A 21461-nucleotide genomic window follows, 5' to 3' on the forward strand; every position below is an offset into this window, starting at 1 on the left:
GGCCTTATTCGCCGCGCTTGCGGAAACTGACTAACAAACTGCCCAAAGACGCTGCTTTGGGTTTTACCAGCCAGAACTTGCCGATGTAATCATCGAAGTTGTCCAACAAGTGTTGGCCCCATGCACTCTCGGTTTCCTGCGTGAATTCTTCAATCACACTGCGCAGGTGGTTGCGATGGGCTTCCAGTGCCTCGGTGTTGATACGGTGGATGTCCACCAACTCGTGGTTGTAACGGTCCACGAAATCATTGGCTTCGTCGAGCACATAAGCAAAACCGCCGGTCATGCCCGCGCCAAAGTTAACGCCGGTTTGACCCAATACCGTTACCACGCCGCCAGTCATGTATTCACAGCAGTGATCGCCCGCGCCTTCTACTACCACATGGGCGCCGGAGTTACGCACCCCGCAACGCTCGCCGGCAGTACCCGCCGCGAACAATTTACCGCCAGTCGCACCGTACAAACAGGTGTTACCCATGATGCTGGTTTTGTTGGACTTGAATTCAGACGTGCGCGGTGGACGCAACACCAGTTTGCCGCCCGCCATGCCTTTGCCGACGTAATCGTTGGCATCACCTTCCAGGTACATATCCAGACCGCCAGCGTTCCACACCCCGAAGCTCTGGCCGGCGATACCGGTGAGTTTCAATTTGATCGGCTTGTCATTCATGCCCAGGTTGCCGTAACGCTTGGCGATTTCACCACTGATACGCGCCCCGATGGAACGGTCACAGTTGGTGATATGGAACTCAAATTCACCACCGGTTTTCGCATCAATCGCCGGCAGCAATACTTTGACCATCGCCTCGGCAGTTTCGCCTTTGTCGAACGGCTCATTCTTGCTTACCGCACATAGTTGCGGCTTGGTTGCCAGGTAATCATCGGTATAGATGATTGGGCTTAAATCGAGCTGTTGTTGCTTGGTGGTTTCGCCTTCAAGGATCGTTAACAGATCCACACGGCCGACCAGTTCGCCCAGAGTGCGCACGCCCAAACGCGCCATCCACTCGCGGGTTTCCTCAGCAACAAACTTGAAGAAATTCATCGCCATTTCAACGGTGCCGATGTAATGGTCCTGACGCAGTTTGTCCTGCTGGGTAGCAACACCGGTCGCACAGTTGTTCAGGTGGCAAATACGCAGGTATTTACAGCCGAGCGCGACCATCGGGCCAGTACCGAAGCCGAAGCTTTCTGCACCGAGCATCGCCGCTTTCACAACGTCCAGACCGGTTTTCAAACCGCCGTCGGTTTGTACGCGGACTTTATCGCGCAGGTCGTTGGCACGCAGGGTCTGGTGAGTCTCGGACAAACCCAGTTCCCATGGCGAACCGGCATATTTAATCGAGGTCAACGGGCTCGCCGCCGTACCGCCATCGTAACCGGAGATGGTGATCAGGTCAGCGTAGGCTTTAGCCACACCGGCAGCGATGGTACCTACACCCGGACGCGATACCAGTTTCACCGATACCAGCGCATCAGGGTTAACTTGTTTCAAGTCATAAATCAGCTGCGCCAGGTCTTCAATCGAATAGATATCGTGGTGCGGCGGTGGCGAAATCAGGGTCACACCGGGAACCGAGTGACGCAGGCGCGCAATCAACGCGTTCACTTTACCGCCGGGCAACTGCCCGCCTTCACCGGGTTTTGCACCCTGGGCGACTTTAATTTGCAGCACTTCCGCGTTCACCAGATAAGCCGGTGTTACACCGAAACGGCCAGACGCAACCTGTTTGATTTTGGAACTTTTGATAGTGCCGTAACGCGCCGGGTCTTCACCACCTTCACCGGAGTTGGAGCGGCCGCCCAAACGGTTCATCGCTTCAGCCAGGGCTTCATGCGCTTCAGGTGACAAAGCACCGAGCGACATCCCCGCCGAGTCAAAACGCTTGATCACGCTTTCGATAGGCTCCACTTCTGACAGCGGCACCGGTGTGCACACATCTTCGCGAATCGCCAGCAAGTCACGCAACATGGCGACCGGACGCTTGTTCACGATATCCGCATAGTTGCGCCACAACGCGTAGTTACCGCTTTGCACTGCTTTTTGCAGGGTTTGTACCACGTCAGGGTTGTAGGCGTGGTATTCAGAACCGTGCACATACTTGAGCAAACCGCCCTGGATAATCGGCTTGCGATCCAGCCAGGCGGTCTGGGCAATAATTTTCTGGTCCGCTTCCAGCTCTTCAAAACGCGCCCCGCCGATACGGCTTGGCGTGCTCTCAAAGCAGGTATTGACAACTTCTTCGGACAAACCAATCGCTTCAAACAGCTGTGCACCGCGATAGGAAGTGATAGTGGAAATACCCATCTTCGACAGGATTTTCAGCAAGCCCTTATCGATGCCTTTGCGGTAGTTTTTGTAGGCGGAATCCACATCGCTGAGCAGTTCGCCGGTCTCAATCAAATCATTGAGAACGTGGTAGCTCAGGTAGGGATAGACGGCGGTCGCACCGTAGGCGATCAAGGCAGCAACCTGGTGTGGATCGCGCGCGGTGGCGGTTTCAACAATCAGGTTGGAATCGCAACGCAAGCCAACATTGGTCAGATGCTGATGCACCGCACCCACCGCCAACAAGGCGTGAATCGGCAACTGGCCTTTAGTGAAGCCAGCATCGCTCAGCACCATTAACACTTTGCCTGACTTAACCGTTGCAGCAACGTCATCACATAACTTGCCCAGCGCCGCTTTCAGGTTGGTAGTTTCAGGGTTGTAGTAGAGCGAGAATTTTTGTTGCTCATAACCCGGGCGCTCCAGCGCCATCAAGCCACGGAATTTCTCCGGTGACAGCACAGGCGAACTGAGGATTACGCGGTCAGCGTGATCAGCGTGCTCTTCATACACCGACAATTCGCGACCAAGGCAAGTCTCCAACGACATAACAATCGCTTCGCGCAACGGGTCGATGGGCGGGTTGGTTACCTGCGCGAACTGCTGGCGGAAATAGTCGTAGAGCGAACGTTGCTGGCGCGACAAAACTGCCATTGGGGTATCGTCACCCATGGAGCCGACGGCTTCCTGACCACCTTCAGCCAATGGACGCAACAGCTGGTCGCGCTCTTCAAAGCTGACCTGAAACATCTTCATATTGGCTTTCAGCTCAATACCTTCCAGGCCGTTTTCTTTGGCATCGGTATTAAGAGTCGATTCAACGCGCAACGCACGCTCTTTCAGCCATTGCTTGTAGGGCTTGCTCGACTTGAGCTGGTTGTCGATATCCTGAGTGTTATGCAAGGTACCGGTCAGGGTATCGATCGACATGATCTGGCCCGGGCCAAGACGGCCTTTGGCAACTACGTCAGCCGGATCATAGGCATACACGCCCACTTCCGACGCCACGGTGATCATATCGTCTTTGGTGATTACCCAGCGGGATGGGCGCAGGCCATTGCGGTCAAGGGTACAAACGGCGTAACGACCATCGGTAATTACCAGACCAGCGGGGCCATCCCACGGCTCGATATGCATGGAGTTGTATTCGTAGAAGGCGCGCAGATCCGGGTCCATGTTCTCCACGTTCTGCCATGCTGGCGGCACCAGCATACGGATTGCACGGTGCAATTCCATCCCGCCCAACGACAGGATTTCCAGCATGTTATCGAGGCTGGATGAGTCAGAACCGGTGCGGTTAACCAGCGGCTTGAGTTCTTGCAGCTCAGGCAGCAATGGCGTGATGAATTTCGGCGTACGCGCCACCGACCAGTTGCGGTTACCCACGATGGTGTTGATTTCACCGTTGTGCGCGAGCATGCGGAACGGTTGGGCCAATGGCCATACCGGCATGGTGTTGGTGGAAAAGCGCTGGTGGAATACGCAGATTGCCGTTTCCAGGCGTTCATCGGCCAGGTCAGCAAAGAAACGCGGCAGATCTACCGGCATCATCAACCCTTTATAAGAAAGGATACTGGTGCTCAGGCTCGCTACGTAAAAGCTTTTATCGCCCGCCAGACGGATTTCCGCTTTACGACGCGCAACAAACAGCTTGGCATTAACCTGCTCAATGGGCAGGTCAGTGTTGTTTACAAAGACATGGTTAAAGGTTGGCAGCGATTTCAGGGCGATGGGACCCAGGCACTCAGGGTCAGTAGGGACATGACGCCAGCCAGCCACTACCAAACCTTGTCTGGTCAATTCTTCAGACAGGATTGCGCGTTGAGACTCAGCAACCGCTTCGTCGCGGCTGAGCATAATCGAACCTATACCATAAATAGCGGTCAGTTCTGCACCCAGGGCTTCTTTCGCCACGGCGCGCAAGAAGCTGTCCGGCTTTTGCAGCAACAAGCCACAACCGTCACCGGTTTTGCCGTCCGCATTGATACCACCGCGGTGGGTCATGCAGGTCAGGGCTTCAATTGCTGTTTTGAGCAGACGATGGCTGGTTGCACCCTTTAAATGGGCGATCAAACCAAAACCGCAGTTATCTTTGAACTCGTCTATCTGGTAGAGGCCAGTGGTCATAGGCTGATTCTCAACAAAAATCACTATCACAGGATGTGAGCTGCAAGTAAGGCGAGGTTTTTCGCATGTTGACGTTTGCTCATGCGAAAGCTGCGCCAAATCACATCCCAGACAAAAAAGCCCCTGGTATCCAGAGGCTAGGCAAATGGGCGCAGGATATTACCCGCTTGAAGGGGCATTAGCAAGATAAGAGGAAGGGTGTTAGTTGTTGATTGAAGAGTCAAACGGCTGCAAAAACAAGCAACCCCAGGTTATTCATGACCTAGCTTTTCCCCCATCGCTCAGGCCCCAGGGTCTGCTTTGCTCCAAAAGTATTCTGATCCGCCGATGTTGCACCATCTTTACACTCACCACGCACCCACAGGTGATAACGGGAAATACTGCGATCCAACTCGAAAAACCCTTCGCGACAGTAACCGGAATGCTCAACAACGTAAGCGGTATTCTCCACCAGTCGTTCATAAGTGCCGCGACCAACATCCACTCCCCCTTTCTGAAACTCACGCCGCGCATCACCGCCGCCACCGCGATCCACACGGATATGGCTGGGAATATGATCTTCCGGCCAGCGCAAGCGATAGGTAAACATTTTGCTGGCATTGGGCAGGATCTCTACCTCCAGCGTCTCCACCATTTCAGTGTCGACATAGCTTCGCCCCGCAGTGCCGCAACCAACCAACACTGCCATCGCCACCAATAGCGGCACAAGGATTTTTTTCATGCAGGTTCTTCCATTATTTGAATAAAGCCGACCAGCGACTGATCGCATTGGGGAGCTAAAGAATTACGCACTACAGCCGACAAAAGTGTATCCCCCAATCACTATACCTGCTCGCCAACGGAGCCTGCCATGGGTTCATATAAATTGCCGCTGAAGACTACCATTGACTGCCTGGCTGCCAAAGCACGCCCCGGTCGCCTGCTGTTGACCTTGCTAGTGGCATTCAGTTCATCGCTCGTTTGCGTAAACAGCTCTGCTGGCCCATCTATTGTTCCCGATGACATTGCTTACAAACCCAAAACCGCACCAGCAGAAACAAACATGGGGGATGTCATAGTTGGCACAGCCGACTTGCCTGGAAATCCTTCGTCATCAACAGCCACGACGCAACCGGCCCAGCCACCAACAACGCAAACCACAGAATACATGGGCAACAACCTCTGCCCTGACCATAGCGGCGCCCACATCAATTTACAAAAATCACTGACGATCACACGTTTCCTGCGCGCCACGCCCTACAGCGCCAATGCAGGAAATTTATTTGCGGCCGAAAGCGAAATTCCCGCACTAATTCGCACACAACTGAACGAAAACTTCCAAAGCATCAGCCCAAACGTATTGGCATTTGGCTTTGCTGATGCAGGATCAAATGAAACACAGCTTAAGCAACAAGCGCAAAAAATTGCACGGCAGGCACGCACCCAATTTGTATTGAGCGGCACTATTGATGACATGAGCATGAGCGCCCCCAACGCCACTTACAACCCTAACCTTTATCGCCAGGCGGCCAATCTTTTTCATGATGTCACCACCATTAAAAAATTTGACAAGCGCACACGCATACTGAATCTTTCTGTGCAATTGCGCGATGGTTTCACCGGCGAGTTGTTATTCAATAAACAATTTTCTACATCAGGCATCTGGAATACCCGCGAACCAATCGGTTTTGATTCACCCGCGTTTTATAAAACACACTATGGCAAACAAATAAAATCACTCACTGAAAAAATCAGTAAAGACGTCGCACAGGTTGTTCATTGCCAACCCTTTATGGCCAGCATCGATTCACAACCGGGACAAGCGCAAATTGTTTTGCACGGTGGCGCCAATAACGGTTTACATGCGGGGGATACACTCAGCCTGTACCAGGTTGTTGTTGTAGGTTCAAACACCGAATACCAGGTCAATGAAACACGCCTGGTAAAACGTGATACGCGCTTGCACCTCAGTGAAGTTTATCCTTCACACAGCGTAGCGCAGGTTGAGGGAGGGAGTTATTTGAACGGCCATTACCTGGCCGTTGGTGAGTAATTAATTTTTCGATGATCCAGGATCAAAACCATAATGCTCGGCCAGGTATTCATCATGGCTGGGCAAACTTTTCACCATATTAAAAATCGCCGAGCGCGCAAGTTTTAACGTTTCACTAATCTGCTGGTAATCAAGGTTATCAATACGTGGATTATATTTTTGCGGGCGAATTCCCATCCCTTCAAATACCGATTGCCAACTGGCAGCGCGAAATAATTGGTCGTTGTCTTCGCGTAAAATTCCATGGCCGCGAAATAACTCAATTCGCTCGCGCAGTGAATCCGGCAATTGCATCGTTTTACACCAGCGCCAGAATTCCGTGTCATCGCGCTCGGTGGTGCAATAGTGGAGCACAATAAAATCGCGCACTTCTTCATAATCTGCGGTCATGCGCCGATTATATTCGCGCTGCAAACTGGGCTCACAATCGGCATCAGGAAAAAAGCGTAAAAAGAAATCCATTCCTCGCGCAATCAAATGAATCGCGGTTGATTCCAGCGGCTCAATAAAACCGCCAGACAAACCCAGCGCAAGGCAATTGTCTTTCCAGAACGCTTTGCGGCGACCGGTATTAAATGTAATCACTCGCGGATCATTAATGCGCGGCGCATCCAGATTTTTCAGTAGTGTGGTTTTTGCTTCGGCATCAGTGCAAAAACGACTGGAATATACGTAGCCGTGACCAGTGCCATTGCGCAATGGAATTCGCCACGCCCAACCGGATTTGCGCGCAGTTGCCGTGGTATAGGGCATGCGCGAACCTGCCTTTTCTGTTTTTACCACATAAGCGCGATCACACGGCAAATAGTGCGACCAATCCTCAAATTCCACCCCCATGGCTTTTTCGATCAATAACCCTTTGAACCCGGAACAATCGATAAAAAAATCACCGTGAATTTTGCGACCATCCGATAGCTCTAATGCATCGATAAAACCATTGTCTTTACGCAATACATTTACGCAGTTGCCTTCACTGCGCTTTACGTTGCGTGCTTCAGCATAGCGGCGCAGATAAGCAGCGACTAATTTTGCATCCAAATGAACGGCGTACCCGGCCCCACCAATCGGCGTGTTCATCGCCTGGGACGGCAGGAAAAATTTTTCTTGCGCGGCCATCACAGCGCAGGGAGAAAAATCCTGCAAATCATAGGCCTCGCCTTCTTTGGTCGCTTTCAACCAGCACTGATAAAAATCCTGGGAGCCAATGCGCTTTCCCAAAGTGCCGTAAGGATGGAAATAGGATTGGTTTTTGGTTCGCCAATCGACAAATTTAATACCGAGTTTGTAGCAGGCCTGGGTCTCGCGAATAAATTCTTCTTCATCAATGCCGAGGCTGGTAACCAACCGGACAACAGGAGGGATCGTGGATTCGCCCACACCGATAGAACCAATTTCTTCCGACTCTACTAATTCAATTTCGCAAAACCCGGGCCTCAAATGTGCGGCCAGCATGGATGCAGCAATCCAGCCGGAGGTACCGCCACCGAGGATGACAATTTTTTTCAGGGGATTAATACTTGCTGTCATAGATTATTTGGCTCGAACGCAATTGCACATTCGCTAACTGATGCAATCAAAAATTGGCTAACGCACCGACAACATAGTCTGTACATTTTCATCCGGCTCGGTGGTGAAATTCCAATAAGCCCCACTGCAGGTTTGTATTGCTTTACGCAAAACATCAATCGCCTTATGCCGCGGGAAGCTGGCGCGCCACGCCAACGCCAAACGGCGCTGGCTTCCGGGAATTGCCAGAGGTCGTGCTACCAAGCGGTTCGTCTGGCACAAATTCGCCTCCGCTGCAGAGCGCGGCAATATACTCAAGCCTAGTCCCGCTGCAACCATATATCGAAGGGTTTCCAAACTATTTCCTTCGGCGCGCGGAATATTAACCACACTGGCATTAGCCTCATTACGCAACGCCGGACATAACGCCAGCACTTGCTCACGCAAACAATGTCCCTGCCCCATCAATAATAGGGATTGGGATTGAAGGTCATCGAGCGTAATTTCTGCTTTATGGGCCAGCAAATGGTTTCTCGGCATGATCACTACCAGCGGCTCATCAAATAGCTCCTGGGTCACCACATCCGACTCACTGAATGGCAAAGACACCAAAATTACATCCAGCACACCGTCGCGGAGTTTTTTACGCAAGTTTTCGGTGAAGTCTTCCTGCACCAGCAACGGCATTGCCGGCGCCTGTTTTTGGAGATGGGGAATAAGTTGCGGCAGTAAATATGGCCCCATCGTGAAAATAGTGCCCAGCGCCAGCGGGCTGCCAAGCTGGTCTTTACCCGCTTCGGCCATGGCCTTGATACTTTCCGTGTTCGCGAGCAACGCTTTGGCCTGAAGGATAATTCGCTCGCCCATTACGGTTGGTTTCACCGATGTTTTGGTGCGCTCAAATAACTCCACACCCAGCTCTTCCTCCAACTTTTTGACGGCGACACTCAAGGTCGGCTGGCTGACATGGCAGCGCTCTGCCGTGCGCCCGAAGTGCTGCTCTTCAGAAAGAATTACGATGTAGCGTAGTTCGGTAAGGGTCATAACAGCCAGATAAACTCAAAAATAAATCGTGCCCCAGTGTGCCCAGATATTGCGAATATGGCAAAAGCCAATCCGGATAAAAGCCTTCCGCAAATACTATAGCCAAAAACTATGTCATTCAAATTGCCCTTTTTGGGAAAGCTCCCTTAAATAACCCGGTCACAGCCGCCCTCAAACAAGGGCCAATAACAACTATCAACAATTAATAAAAAATCGGACATCGCCATGCCAATTGCCCAACTCTCCGTGGTATTTTTCTTGCAAATGTTTGTAATCCTCGCCGCTTGCCGCCTGGTCGGCTGGCTCGGACAAAAATACTTTCAGCAGCCACAAGTAGTAGGGGAAATGATTGCCGGGGTTATCCTGGGCCCATCATTGTTTGGCCTCTTGCTGCCTGAACTGCAAAAGACCTTGTTCCCCACTGAAATGAAAGGTGTGCTTTATGTAGGCGCGCAACTCGGTGTGGGGATGTACATGTTCCTGGTGGGATTGGGATTCCGTGGCGACCACTTTAAATCGAACTTTAAAAGTGCGGCGGCTGTATCTATTTCCGGTATGGCGGCCCCGTTCCTGGTCGCCATTTTGATTACTCCGTGGTTACTCACCGTACCCGGCCTGTTCTCCGAAAAAGCGACCGTATTCAGCGCCACGCTCTTCATGGGTGCGTGTATTGCCATCACCGCATTCCCGATGCTAGCGCGAATTATCCATGAGCGCGGTTTGAGCCAGACCAAGCTGGGAACCCTTTCGTTATCTGCCGGCGCTATTGATGATGCGGGCGCATGGTGCGTGCTGGCAGTCGTTCTGGCAACCTTTGGCGCTGGCGCTGAATTGGCGATTAAAACTATCGTAGGCGGTATAGCATTTGCCACCTTTATGATTCTGGTTGCACCAAAGCTCCTTGCGCCACTTGCCCGTGCAGCAGAAAAACAGGAAACCCTCAGCCCAACCATTTTTGCCCTCGTATTAATGGCATTTATGTTGTCGGCATTTACCGCAGACGCTATTGGCCTGCACGCCGTATTTGGCGGATTCCTGTTGGGTGCGGTTATGCCACGCGGCAAGCTGACCCAGGAAATCAAGCGCCAGTTGGAGCCATTTGTAGTCATTGCATTGATTCCCATTTTCTTCACCTACTCCGGCCTGAATACCCAGTTAACAATGGTCAACAACGTCGAATTACTGGCAATTGCTGCGGTAATCCTGGTGGGCTCAATTGCGGCTAAAGGTGTCGCTTGCTGGGGTGCGGCTCGCCTGTGTGGCGCAGACAACCGTACCGCAATGGGAATCGGCGCACTGATGAATGCACGTGGCCTGATGGAACTGATCATTATCAATATTGGCCTGCAAGCCGGTGTGATTGGCCCTGCGTTGTTCTCAATAATGGTATTGATGGCCGTTGTCACCACGCTGATGGCATCACCCTTATTTGAAATCGTCTACGGTAAACGCGCGCGTGAAACCGGTGAACTTGGGGCGGTAGGCGAGCAGCAAAAGGAAGCGCCCCCCGTAACTGCCGCCGCCCAATCGACGTGATGGCGTAATAACTTCGTCTCTCTATTTTATTTCGCCCACCCTTTAGCCCGGACTTATCCGGGCTTTTTTATGCCCAAAAAACGTCGAAAAAGCTTACGTTTTAATCACCACCCAAAACAAACGCGAACTCCATCACACAAACAATCAATGACTTACGCGACATGGCGCGAGAATTGCTGTTGGGATACAAACAATTGAAAACCATCCCAACCTTTACTTCCGGATTTGCCCTATGCGCTCTCTCAAACTCATCATCGCAGGGTTCGCGATAACATTCGGTATCGTTAACGCAGCTGCTGCAAGCCCTATCAGCTTCAACTTGACTGCCCCTGATTCCCGCGACGGTGCCATCAATAGCACTTATGCAATGCAATACAATTACGAAAAGGAAGACCTTGGACTGGCAGTAACCGGCTGGTCTTACGGTATCAAAACGACCACCACCAAGAGCTGCAAAAAAACCAATCGCAAAGGTGAATGTACCCAGTGGAAAACTACCACCACGACCAGTCTGAACGAAGCCATCGAGCAAGATTACGTGGGTAAATGGGATGGCTTGGGCGTAGAGAAAGTCGATACCCCCAATCACGCAGTTGACAACGAAGCAGGCGATTACGACATGCACCTCCTGTCATTCGACGAGCTGGTAAAGCTGACCACCCTGGATATCGGCTGGTATCAGAACGATAGCGACATTTCTATCCTCGCTTTCAACGGCACCAGCTTTACTCCCAGCTCACTTTTAGGCAAGAAATGGCAAGACTTGATCGGCAACGGCTGGGAACTGGTTGGCAATTACTACAACGTCGATACTGGCCCCAACAACGGCGCAGTTAATCAAGGCGGTGTTGTCTCCCAATATTGGCTGGTAGGTGCCTACAACCTGAATTTTAGTAACACCTTCAGCGGTCCAAACATTAACAAAACCAGCGGCGATGATTATTACAAACTCAAAGGCGTAACCGTTGAACGCCCATCAGTGAAAGTACCTGAGCCAAGCGCTTTGTTATTGCTGGGATTGAGCTTGCTGGGCCTGAGCATTGCGCGTCGCCGCACTGCCTAGTTCACACCGCAATAACAGCAAAATAAAAAAGGGCACCTCGGGTGCCCTTTTTTATTGCCTATAAATCTGTATCGCTTATGATGGCGCCGGTTTTATAAAAATAAAAACATCAACAAGGACAACAATAACAATTCATTCGCGAGGTAAAGTTATGCTGAAACAAATCGCCTTACCCCTTGTTCTTGCCTGTAGTTTCCTTCTGTCCAGCCTTGGCGCACATGCACAACAGTTCAATGTTTTACTGTTTACCAAAACCAATGGCTGGCACCATGAAGCAATCAATGAAGGTGTTGATGCAGTCCGCAAACTGGCAGTGCGCCATCATTTCGCGGTGGACTGGCATGAAGATGCAAGTATCTTCAACGATGAAAAATTAAAAAAATACCAGGCTGTCATCTTCCTGCTCACCACGGGCGATATTCTCAACGATGAGCAACAGGCAGCCATGGAACGTTTTATCCGCTCGGGCAAAGGCTATGTGGGAATCCACAGCGCATCGGACACGGAATACGATTGGGATTGGTACACCAAAATGGTTGGCCGTACGTTCCACATCCATCCGGAAATACAAACCGCCGAGCTGGAAGTTATCAGCCGTAAATTCCCCGGTGTTGAACGCATGCCAGACCGTTTTTTATGGACTGATGAATGGTATGAATTCGGCGCAGAGCGCATCAAAGGTTTAAATTACATCCTTGCGGTCGATGAGCAAACGTTTAATCCGGCTGCTGATTGGGGCAGCAAAAAAAGCCAGGGCATGGGCAAATTCCATCCAATTGCCTGGTATCACGATTACGATGGCGGCCGCGCGTTTTATACCGCACTGGGCCATTTGCCAGCGACCTACAGTGATAAGCTTTTTCTGGAACATATTTATGGTGGACTTTATTGGGCAGCAACCGGCAAAGGCTTGCGCAAAAAATAATTCCTGACTCAATCCAACTATTAATAACAAGATTATGAAAACTTTCTTTAAGACCTACGCACGATTTATTTATCCTGCTGTGATTTTGCTGGTTTCATTCAGCGTTTACTTTCCGTACTACGGTAGTCCCCAGGCAATGTTCTGGGACGAAAACTACCACGTTCCCAATGCGCAAAAACATATCGACGGCATGATGTACATGGAGCCGCACCCACCACTAGGCAAAATGCTAATGGCGGTGGGCGAAGTTTTTTTTGGCGGGAATGAAGGGGTCAACAAACAGGCATTGCTGGAAACTGACTATCTCACGGGCGATGCAGCGCCACCTACCATGACCTACAAAGGTTATCGCTGGCCGTCCGTGGTGATGATGGCATTTTCCGCAGTGTTTTTTTTCGGCATTATCAATTGCATCACCCAACGCGCCTGGCTGGCAGCCGCATTTACCAGCTTCGTTATTTTTGATAATGCGCTGGTTATTCATTCGCGCGCAGCCCATCTGGATGGAATCCAGTTATTTTTCGTTTTAGGCGCACTGTATTATTTCGTACGGACAGTAACGCAATTCATCCATCATCAAAAGCCGGTGCGCTTAAAAGACTACGCTATTCTCGGAGTCTGGATCGGGTTGGGCATAATGGTAAAAGTAACTGCGGCAATTTTAATGTTACTTTTTGCCATACTTTATATCGTTGAGCAGTGGCAACAGATTAAAACCTGGCAATGGCAAGAATTACTTCAACGCCTGGCAGTTACAGTTCCCTCCGCAGTTATCCCGGTTGTTTTATGTATCTGTGCCATTTTTTATATCCATATCGGCATGGGTACAAAAATTGTGGCCAATAAAACCTATAAAGCGTCGCCTGAATATTTAAACCAGATTCGCTTAGGTGATACCTGGTCACTAAAAACTTTTCAATTAGGCTTGCGTGACAACTGGAAATACATGAGCGAATACGCCGACGGTGTACCGCGCCTAGACGTGTGCAAACCAGATGAAAATGGCAGTTACGCATTAGGCTGGCCGCTGAGCAAAAAAACCATTAGCTACCGCTGGGACCGCAACGTAGAAGACGGAAAAGTTATCGTTAAATACAAATACCTGATCGGCAACCCTATCGTCTGGTTTTCTGTATTGGGCGGGATTATTTTGTCAGCCGGATTGATCATCAGCCGTTATGTCTACAATAATCCGGTTAAAGATGAAAAGCTCTTCTACTGGATCTGCGCGTTTACCGGTTTATACCTCTGCTACATGATTACCATTTTGCAAATCGAACGGGTCATGTACCTTTACCACTACTTCATCGCTCTGATTTTCGGTGCGGTTAATCTAGCGCTAATTTATACCTATATTTATCGCGACGAAGTTATTGCCAACAATAAACACACCATTATCAACACCGCCTTGTTTGCCGCACTGGTGATCGCAATTTTTGCATTCTTCTCACCCTTCACTTATGGCTTCGGATTAACTGAAGACCAATTTGAAATGCGCAATTGGTTTGAATTCTGGAAATTGCAGGTGGTGAGATAACTATGAACATCCAATCTTATTTAACAAAAAACTGGTTTTTTTCATTAGCGCTGGCATTGGTGTCAGCGTTGATTATCTACCGTATTATTCCAATCACAGTTGACCCTGTTGTTAAATTGATAATCAGTAAAAACCGCGTGAGTATTTCCAATATCTATCAACAACGCGACATTGAAAACACCAAGGAAGTCTGGGTTGACAAATTGAACCTGGAATATAAAAGCCGCTTTAGCCACCCCAAGTTAGGTAATGTTGCTGATTATGCAGAAGATTTCTTTGTCGATGTAGATCATAAAATTACCGTGAAAAAAACAGACACCTATCGTTTCCTGGTGGGTAGCGATGATGGATTCTCGCTAAAAGTCGATGGCAAATTACTGTGCGAACATTTGGGCGATAGACCGTTCAGTGTGCAACCTTGCGTTGTGCATTTAGCTGAAGGGGAGCATCAGGTACAGGTATCCTACTTCCAGGGCTACGGTAATTCCGGCTTCACCGTAGAATACGCCCGTGGCGATGAAAGCCCGCACTGGTTTGGAGAAGACTCCAGCAGTGTGAAATTCTAAAACCGCGAAAAAATGTAAATAAAAACGCCCGCATCAGCGGGCGTTTTTATTTCTATCGATACACTACCGCAAATCGTTTATAGGGAGGCAACAAACAATGGGCTAACTCTCCAGCCGGAAATCCATTGCCGGTTGGTTACCGGAGTCGGAGATAGAGTTAGTCAAAGCAATCAGTTTAGAAAGATTGAGGGCAATCGGATAACTTCAAAGTTATCTCAAGTTTTAAAATGAAAAAATATAAAGACGGATGCTTTTATCAATTTATCCGGGAGAAACACTTCTCACCTTAATCATCTTCGCAGTTAACCGCAGAGCCGAACATTATCGCCAGCAAAATTAACAACGCACCCATAAAACTCGTGGCACGCCAATAATTGCGTTAGATGATTTGGCTGTTAGCGTTTAATTTTTATACGGGCACTTATCGCAAGATCGCAAATTCACTCGCAGGATTTCCTCGCGAAAACAACTCCTCCATCTAGGCTTTCATCCGGTGCACCTCTTGCACTACTCACCACTACCGTTTCTTTTATCAAGGAGATTGCTATGCAGAAAATAATGATTGCGCTTATAGCACTGCTAAGTATTCCCGCGCTGGCAACCATTGATGAGCGCTTTCCGGAGTCCGCAACGTTTATAAGTAATTCCAATATACTTCGCTTCCAGTATATGGCCCACGAAGGTACTGAGTGTATTCCAGGTAATACGACGAAACTGATTTCGCGTGTACCTTTCTACGTCTACGCTCCCGCAATAAATAATACGCAAGTAAAAACCGGAAAGTTTCCAGCGCTGATTTTTTTACATGGCATGGGTGAGCAAGGCCCCTCTATGTTAAATATGTGTTACACGCGCGACGATACTTACTACGCATCTATTGCCAGCACCTTGAATAAAGTTGAAAACCAAGCAGGCGGGCCGGGTGCGGCAATACTCGCGGGAAACTTTAATCCAGCCGAAAATATGGTGGTAATTATTCCGCAATCCATGCAACGGGGCGGTTTCTCCACCGACGTTATTCGCCGCGTAATTTCCGATACCGCAACCCAAATGGCCAGCAAAGGCATTGAACTGGATGCGGATAGAATTTATCTCACCGGTTTAAGTATGGGTGGTGGCAGCTTGATGCAATATCTGGCTAATAACCCAAATCATTTTGCAGCCGCTATTCCTATTGAAGCAGCTGGTGGAATTGATGCTTGCTGGTTGCGCACACACACTATTTCGTTTTGGGGATTTGCCGGCGGCGCGTCGGGAAATATGGGTGCAGGGACGCTGCTGAATATTATTAATGGAACCAGCAACTGCCCCGATTCTGTTATTGAATACATTAACCCCGCCTATACTTGCGTATACAACACCAAAAGTTGCACGCGCTTTTCTGCACCGCGTCCGAACAATTTGCGTGCGACGTTTATGCCAGCCAATGGCCATAACGGCTGGCGAGAAATTTACAATGGCACACACAACGCATTACCTACTACCGAAAAAAATATTTACAACTGGTTACTGGCACAAAAAAATTCTGATCAGGGAAAACCGCTGTTCCCCATTCAATATTTAACAAACGGTAGCTCTTCCTCTGCGACAACAAGTTCTATCCAATCATCAAGCAGTTCGCCTGGCACCAGCAGTTCGCTTGTAGCAAGCTCGGCACCAAGCTCTTACTCCAGCACACAGTCCTCATCGTCCAGTTCCACACCAACCGGGAGTCCTGCCACTATTTTGTTAACGCCAGCGATGATTGTGCCTGGCTCGCCAGGCAATCCGGATGCCCTGGTGGACGAGCAAACATCGACAGCGCCGACAAATTATTGGTTTGCCGGTTGGTCAACCAGCATTTATCCAGTGAGCGCCATTATTGATTTGGGACGTGAATACACGATTACTGAAATCACACTTTATGATGCAAATGGAACAGGGCTGGTAGAGTTTTCTGACGCAGATCCTGCGCATTCACAAGGTGTTATTGTTTCAGATGGATTGACTCGCTATCTGGCATTTACCAGTTACAGCGTCAGCGTACAAACACGTTACTTGCGTGTGAAAAAATACAATGCGGCGACGCTGGGCGAAATAAAGTTGCAGGGCTATTAATAAAACCGCTATTAAAAAAACGCCGCATTGCTGCGGCGTTTTTATATCTACTTAATTAACATGGATGAATTAACAACCTAAATTATTACCCGCAGTTCCACCGATAATCTGGAGGATACGGTTGTATTCATTAATACGGCTTTGCACTTGCGCAGGATTACCACCGTTACACTCAATTGCACCATTGATAGTACGAATGGTCTCACCAAAGCCATAGTTGTTCACAATATTGTCGTGCGCAGGGCGATAACCTGAACCACTTTGGGTCATCCAGAACCACAGTGCTGTCTGCCAGGCCACTTTCGAACTTTGCTCAACCAAATCAGGGTTACGACGCAAATCCAAGCCTAACGCAGCACCCGCAGCGCAGTAGTTGCCGTTGTGACTTAATTGGATAGGGCCACGTCCATAATATTGTTTGCCTGGTTCGCAAGGGCAAGTCGCTAAATTCCCCCAATCACTGCAATACAAACCTCGCGCAATCTCGGTCACGTGTACAAAACTACCGGTTTCATGGGAGAAATTGGCAAGTGCCGCTGCGGCCTCACGTTTTTTCAGCTGGATATCACCTGTGCCTGCGAATGCGGGGTAAGTCGCTGTAGCTTCAACCAAGCCGGCGTAGGTGTAGAAAGGGTTGCGTCCCGGGAACATTTGGTTGAATTGCGCCTCGCTTACCACTGCTGCAAAACCGGTTCCTGGATTGGACACACTTGAACTGGTGCCCGTGCCATTACAACCGCTGGTTGGCTCCCAGAACCAGGTACTGATCAGCGGATCATAACCGGGGTTGTCATACCTGGCGCGGTAGGTGCCGCCGTTATAACTCACGGTATTACCTGCGTAATACATTCTTCCGGCAACCCAGGCTGCACAACTACCGTTGTTACCGGAGCTGCTCGAGGTATTAGTGCCACCCGGACAGGATGCAACCGGCTCCCAATACCAGGTGCTAATCACCGGATCATAGCCAGGGTTTTCATTCTTCGCGCGATAGAAAGAACTGTTGTATTTCACAACAACACCAACGGTGTAATTGGTACCCGCAGCCCAATTCGGGCAATTGCCGCCAGTATTTGTAGTGCTTGAAGCGACGCTGGATCTGGCGCTTGAAACCGGCGTTGAACTGGTCGCTGTGCTGCCGCACGACCCGAGGTTAGTCCAGGCTTCACCTGATGCCCAACCAGTACCTGGCGCATAGGGGCCGCCAATGGAACACCAGCCAGCCACTTTGCAACTAAACGCACTACCGGCATTTTGCACAATCGCATTGTTGGTGTAGGAGCGACCATCCGCATATTGGGCGACACCATTACAGTTATAAGCGTAAGCCTGTGCCGACAACAAAAGTGTTGCAGCAACACCGAAGAGTTTTTTGATATTCATTTCATTATCACCTGTCCTGTTTTCCCCTTAGGTGAGGAAAAAGTTGATTTATTTGAACGAGTACAGAGGGTCGAGCGATACGATGAAAATAATTTCCTTTGTGATGGAATCCCTTTCGATAACAGCTGCGCAATAACGCTGCCCCTATCGAAAAAGCAGGCTACGCCCAACAGACAACGTTGTCAAAAATTAGCGTTCATTTGGCGAGTAGCACTTTTATGGTTTTAAAGTGGGAACAGGAAGTACGACTATCGGTAGGTAAATAGGGTAAAAAAAGAGAAAAGGATTACTTATTTTTCGCTTCAATCCACTGCCCCATGTATTGGGTACTTTTGTGATGGTGGTGACGAAGCATCTGCCCAATAAAATTATTGCTGCGTCCATGGGCAACATTATCAGCCAGCAACACCAGGCGCTGCTGCAATACCCTGTTGAAGTCAGTGTGCGCAAAGTGTGCTCGCAGAATATCAAAGCCTGCTTGTTGCGCATCACACCACAAGTGTTGATCGTTATACAAAGCCACGGCAGCAGCGGCAATCACTTCTGCATCATCCGCAATGGCGCCTCCCCACTGCAAATTCCCGTGCATGGATTCGGCGCCAATGGTTGTTGTCACGCTGGGAGTACCGGCGCGCATGGCATCCATTAGTTTCCCTTTAATCCCCGCCCCAAAGCGCAATGGCGCCAGGCACACTCGCGCTTGTTGCATTACAGTATTGGCATCATCAGCCCAACCTTTTACATAAAAACCGTCTTTTGCATTATGCAATTGGGTCGCTTTAGGGGGCGGGTAAGCGCCGTAGATATGCAATTCTATGTGCGGCAGCTGCGCACGAATGAGAGGCCATAATTGATGCTTTAACCACAGCACAGAGTCCCAATTGGGTTCATGGCGAAAATTGCCTATCGCAATAAAATGCTGGCGATTAGAAAAGTCTGGCAGCACATTTTCCTGCAATGCCACAGGAGATAAAAACGGGGCATAGAATAATAACTGCGCGGGAACCGAGAAATATTGTTGCAGTAGTTGCATTTCAAATTCAGAAATCATCAGGCTCAAATCACAGCGAAAAATAGATGCAACTTCGCGCAACGTCATATCCTGATTGTGCATATGCTGGTATAACCCGGCAGCATTTTCCACCACCGGTCCAACCGATTGCCTTTCCTTTTCCGTTGCACATTTTTTCTGTGCCGCCTTGAGTAGCTGTTGCCGCGCATGGCGCAAGCTGTGAAAGTCTTCCGTATCCAAAACTCGCAAAGCGTGCGGGCAAGCGTGCGCAACCCGCCAGCCAAATTGCTCCTCGGTAAAGAAGCGATCAAACAATACGAGATCCGGTTGCAAACCTTTTACAAATTCATCAAAGCTACTGCAATTTAATGCGATTGATTTTTCAACCACACCGAGCCCGGTTAAATTAAAACGATGCTCTGAAAGCAGCGCAGCAGATGCAAATACAATTTCGCAGCGCATCTGCAAAAACAGACGCACCAATTCCAGCATACGTGTGCCAGCCGCAGAAGATTTAGGCTCCGGCCATACATAGCCGACAATAAGAACCGTGCGAATCACAAATGAAAATCACCTGCGCGCTCTGGCTGGTATTCGATTGCATCAATGCGCACACGCATGGTTTTTTGAGCATCAATTTGCCATTCAATTTCCTGGCCAATTGAAAGCCCCAGTAATGCACTGCCCAAGGGCGTCAGGATAGAAATATTATTTTCATTCGCAGCCTGGTCTTTGGGATAAACCAGCGTTTTCACCATGTCCGCACCAGTGGCGAGAACGGTAAAACGTACGCGGGAATTCATTGTTACCAGTGTTGGCGGCACTGCCGTCGGCTCAACGACGTCCGCACGATCCAACTCGGCAAACAAACGGTCCCTCATATCATCATACGCAGGCGGCAATGCATCCAGCACAGATTCAATGCGCTTAAAGTCCAGAGCAGAAACGGTGATTGCAGGTAGCATCTTAGTACTTGCAGATAACATACTTATTCCCCCAAAAGCAAAATGCCAACAACAAAGTTGCTGGCAATATTCGAAATAACAAGGTGAAAGCCGATCATAGGCCAGCAGCACAAAAACAGCAAGCCTTAAAAAAATTAGCGATTTTTCATACCAAAACCAACGCTTAACGCGATTTCTTCAGCCAACTCACTAGCCCATGCCCAGCCGCGCGCCCGGAAGCAAAACAACCAGTGAGCAAATAACCGCCGGTAGGAGCATCCCAATCCAGCATTTCACCGGCGCAAAAAACACCGGGAATTTTAGTGAGCATAAACGCATTATCGAGCTCCCTGGCGGCAATACCGCCTGCGCTGCTAATCGCTTCATCAATAGGGCGAGTCGCGCTTAACGTCAGTGACAATTTTTTAATGGCAAGGGCGAGCAGTTCAGGGTTTTCAAATGTACTCCTGGCGGTGAACTCGCGCAGTAACGCTAATTTAGCTGGCGATAAATTTAATTGTTTGCGCAAAAAATTACTGAGCGAATTTTTTTCGCGCGGCTTTCTCAAACGCTGCACAATTTTATCCGCAGGAAAATCCGGTAAAAGATCAATATTCAAAAGTGCATTACCTTGTTGTGCCAATTGCTCCCGCAAATATTTTGATAATGCGTACACCCCCGTGCCTTCAATACCATAAGCACTGATAATAGCTTCCGACAAAACACTACGCACACGCCCTTCCGCGTCAACACAACTTAAGCCCACACCGTGCAAAGGTTCACCGGCATATTGTTCGCGCAATAGTTCACTCCAGGCAATATCAAATCCGCAATTACTCGGCACCAATTCATTTACTTGCACATGATGCTCGCTTAACAAAGGTGCCCATGCACCATCTGAACCCAAACGCTGCCAACTGGCTCCTCCGAGCGCCAGCAATACCGCATCGGCAGAAACAGTTTTAGTAATGGTTTTGGTATCTTCTGCGGTAGAAAAAATTAATGGGTTATTTTCATTTTCCTTGAATTTCTCTCCCCACCCCAACCAGCGGTGGCGAGGATAAATTTTCACACCCAGCTCGCGCAAACGATGCAACCATGCACGCAATAATGGAGCCGCTTTCATATCAGCGGGGAATACGCGACCAGAAGTTCCTACAAAGGTATCAATACCCAAGCCATGCACCCAATTGCGCAACGCTGTTGCATCGAATTGTTTAAGCGCATTCATAAAATTGGCATTTGCAGAATAACGTGCACGGAAATCTTCCGCAGGCTCAGCGTGGGTGATATTCATTCCACCGACACCAGCCAATAAAAATTTTCGGCCTACAGATGGCATCGCATCATAAACAGAGAC

At 49.4% G+C, this 21461-nt stretch carries 15 protein-coding genes; 7 read left to right on the top strand and 8 right to left on the bottom strand.

Features of this window, described 5'->3' with window-relative positions; translation table 11 throughout:
- Positions 1–4 precede the first annotated feature (4 nt).
- Both gltB and A596_RS12725 read right to left on the bottom strand, forming a co-directional pair.
- Positions 5–4456 carry a glutamate synthase large subunit gene (gene gltB / locus A596_RS12720; RefSeq protein WP_039915227.1) on the bottom strand — a complete coding sequence of 1484 codons (4452 nt, stop codon included), beginning with the start codon at positions 4454–4456 and terminating at the stop codon, positions 5–7.
- 262 nt (positions 4457–4718) lie between these two features.
- Positions 4719–5177, bottom strand: coding sequence for a hypothetical protein (locus tag A596_RS12725; RefSeq protein ID WP_039915230.1), 459 nt, complete (start codon positions 5175–5177; stop codon positions 4719–4721).
- Between the two features lie 129 nt (positions 5178–5306).
- Here A596_RS12725 and A596_RS12730 point away from each other — a divergent pair, with 129 nt between their 5' ends.
- Positions 5307–6488: a flagella assembly protein FlgT middle domain-containing protein gene (locus tag A596_RS12730; protein ID WP_039915233.1), complete on the top strand. Its 1182-nt coding sequence runs from the start codon at positions 5307–5309 to the stop codon at positions 6486–6488.
- Here A596_RS12730 and A596_RS12735 read toward each other — a convergent pair whose 3' ends face one another.
- Both A596_RS12735 and A596_RS12740 read right to left on the bottom strand, forming a co-directional pair.
- Positions 6489–8015 carry a tryptophan halogenase family protein gene (locus tag A596_RS12735; protein ID WP_039915235.1) on the bottom strand — a complete coding sequence of 509 codons (1527 nt, stop codon included), beginning with the start codon at positions 8013–8015 and terminating at the stop codon, positions 6489–6491.
- Between the two features lie 57 nt (positions 8016–8072).
- The gene (locus tag A596_RS12740; RefSeq protein WP_039915236.1) at positions 8073–9038 is read right to left on the bottom strand and encodes a hydrogen peroxide-inducible genes activator; all 966 of its coding nucleotides are present in this window, start codon (positions 9036–9038) and stop codon (positions 8073–8075) included.
- 225 nt (positions 9039–9263) lie between these two features.
- Between A596_RS12740 and A596_RS12745 the strand changes: the two genes are divergently transcribed.
- From A596_RS12745 to A596_RS12770, 6 genes are all read left to right on the top strand, one after another.
- Positions 9264–10574, top strand: a complete 1311-nt coding sequence (locus A596_RS12745) for a cation:proton antiporter (RefSeq protein WP_039915238.1) — start codon at positions 9264–9266, stop codon at positions 10572–10574.
- A gap of 232 nt (positions 10575–10806) precedes the next feature.
- Positions 10807–11637, top strand: coding sequence for an exosortase-dependent surface protein XDP1 (gene xdp1 / locus A596_RS12750; protein WP_052417475.1), 831 nt, complete (start codon positions 10807–10809; stop codon positions 11635–11637).
- Between the two features lie 151 nt (positions 11638–11788).
- A complete protein-coding gene (locus tag A596_RS12755; RefSeq protein WP_200882916.1) occupies positions 11789–12562 on the top strand; it encodes a ThuA domain-containing protein in 774 nt (257 codons plus the stop codon).
- Between the two features lie 34 nt (positions 12563–12596).
- Complete coding sequence (locus tag A596_RS12760) at positions 12597–14099, top strand: phospholipid carrier-dependent glycosyltransferase (protein WP_039915242.1); 1503 nt, start codon at positions 12597–12599, stop codon at positions 14097–14099.
- Between the two features lie 2 nt (positions 14100–14101).
- Positions 14102–14665 carry a PA14 domain-containing protein gene (locus tag A596_RS12765; protein ID WP_039915244.1) on the top strand — a complete coding sequence of 188 codons (564 nt, stop codon included), beginning with the start codon at positions 14102–14104 and terminating at the stop codon, positions 14663–14665.
- A 546-nt stretch (positions 14666–15211) separates the two neighbouring features.
- A complete protein-coding gene (locus tag A596_RS12770; RefSeq protein ID WP_039915245.1) occupies positions 15212–16762 on the top strand; it encodes a hypothetical protein in 1551 nt (516 codons plus the stop codon).
- A 69-nt stretch (positions 16763–16831) separates the two neighbouring features.
- Here A596_RS12770 and A596_RS12775 read toward each other — a convergent pair whose 3' ends face one another.
- From A596_RS12775 to A596_RS12790, 4 genes are all read right to left on the bottom strand, one after another.
- Positions 16832–18145 (bottom strand): glycoside hydrolase family 19 protein, encoded by a 1314-nt coding sequence (locus tag A596_RS12775; RefSeq protein WP_039915247.1) that lies wholly within the window; start codon positions 18143–18145, stop codon positions 16832–16834.
- A gap of 286 nt (positions 18146–18431) precedes the next feature.
- Positions 18432–19718: a glycosyltransferase gene (locus A596_RS12780; protein ID WP_235425714.1), complete on the bottom strand. Its 1287-nt coding sequence runs from the start codon at positions 19716–19718 to the stop codon at positions 18432–18434.
- Entirely contained in the window at positions 19715–20143 is a 429-nt protein-coding gene (gene rnk / locus A596_RS12785; RefSeq protein ID WP_200882917.1) for a nucleoside diphosphate kinase regulator, read from the bottom strand. The genes A596_RS12780 and rnk overlap by 4 nt, the downstream gene beginning before the upstream one ends.
- A 142-nt stretch (positions 20144–20285) precedes the next feature.
- A partial coding sequence (locus tag A596_RS12790; RefSeq protein ID WP_235425715.1) for a TIGR03862 family flavoprotein occupies positions 20286–21461 on the bottom strand: 1176 nt, incomplete at its 5' end.

This window comes from Cellvibrio mixtus subsp. mixtus J3-8 (assembly GCF_000766945.1).
Lineage (GTDB): Bacteria > Pseudomonadota > Gammaproteobacteria > Pseudomonadales > Cellvibrionaceae > Cellvibrio > Cellvibrio mixtus_A.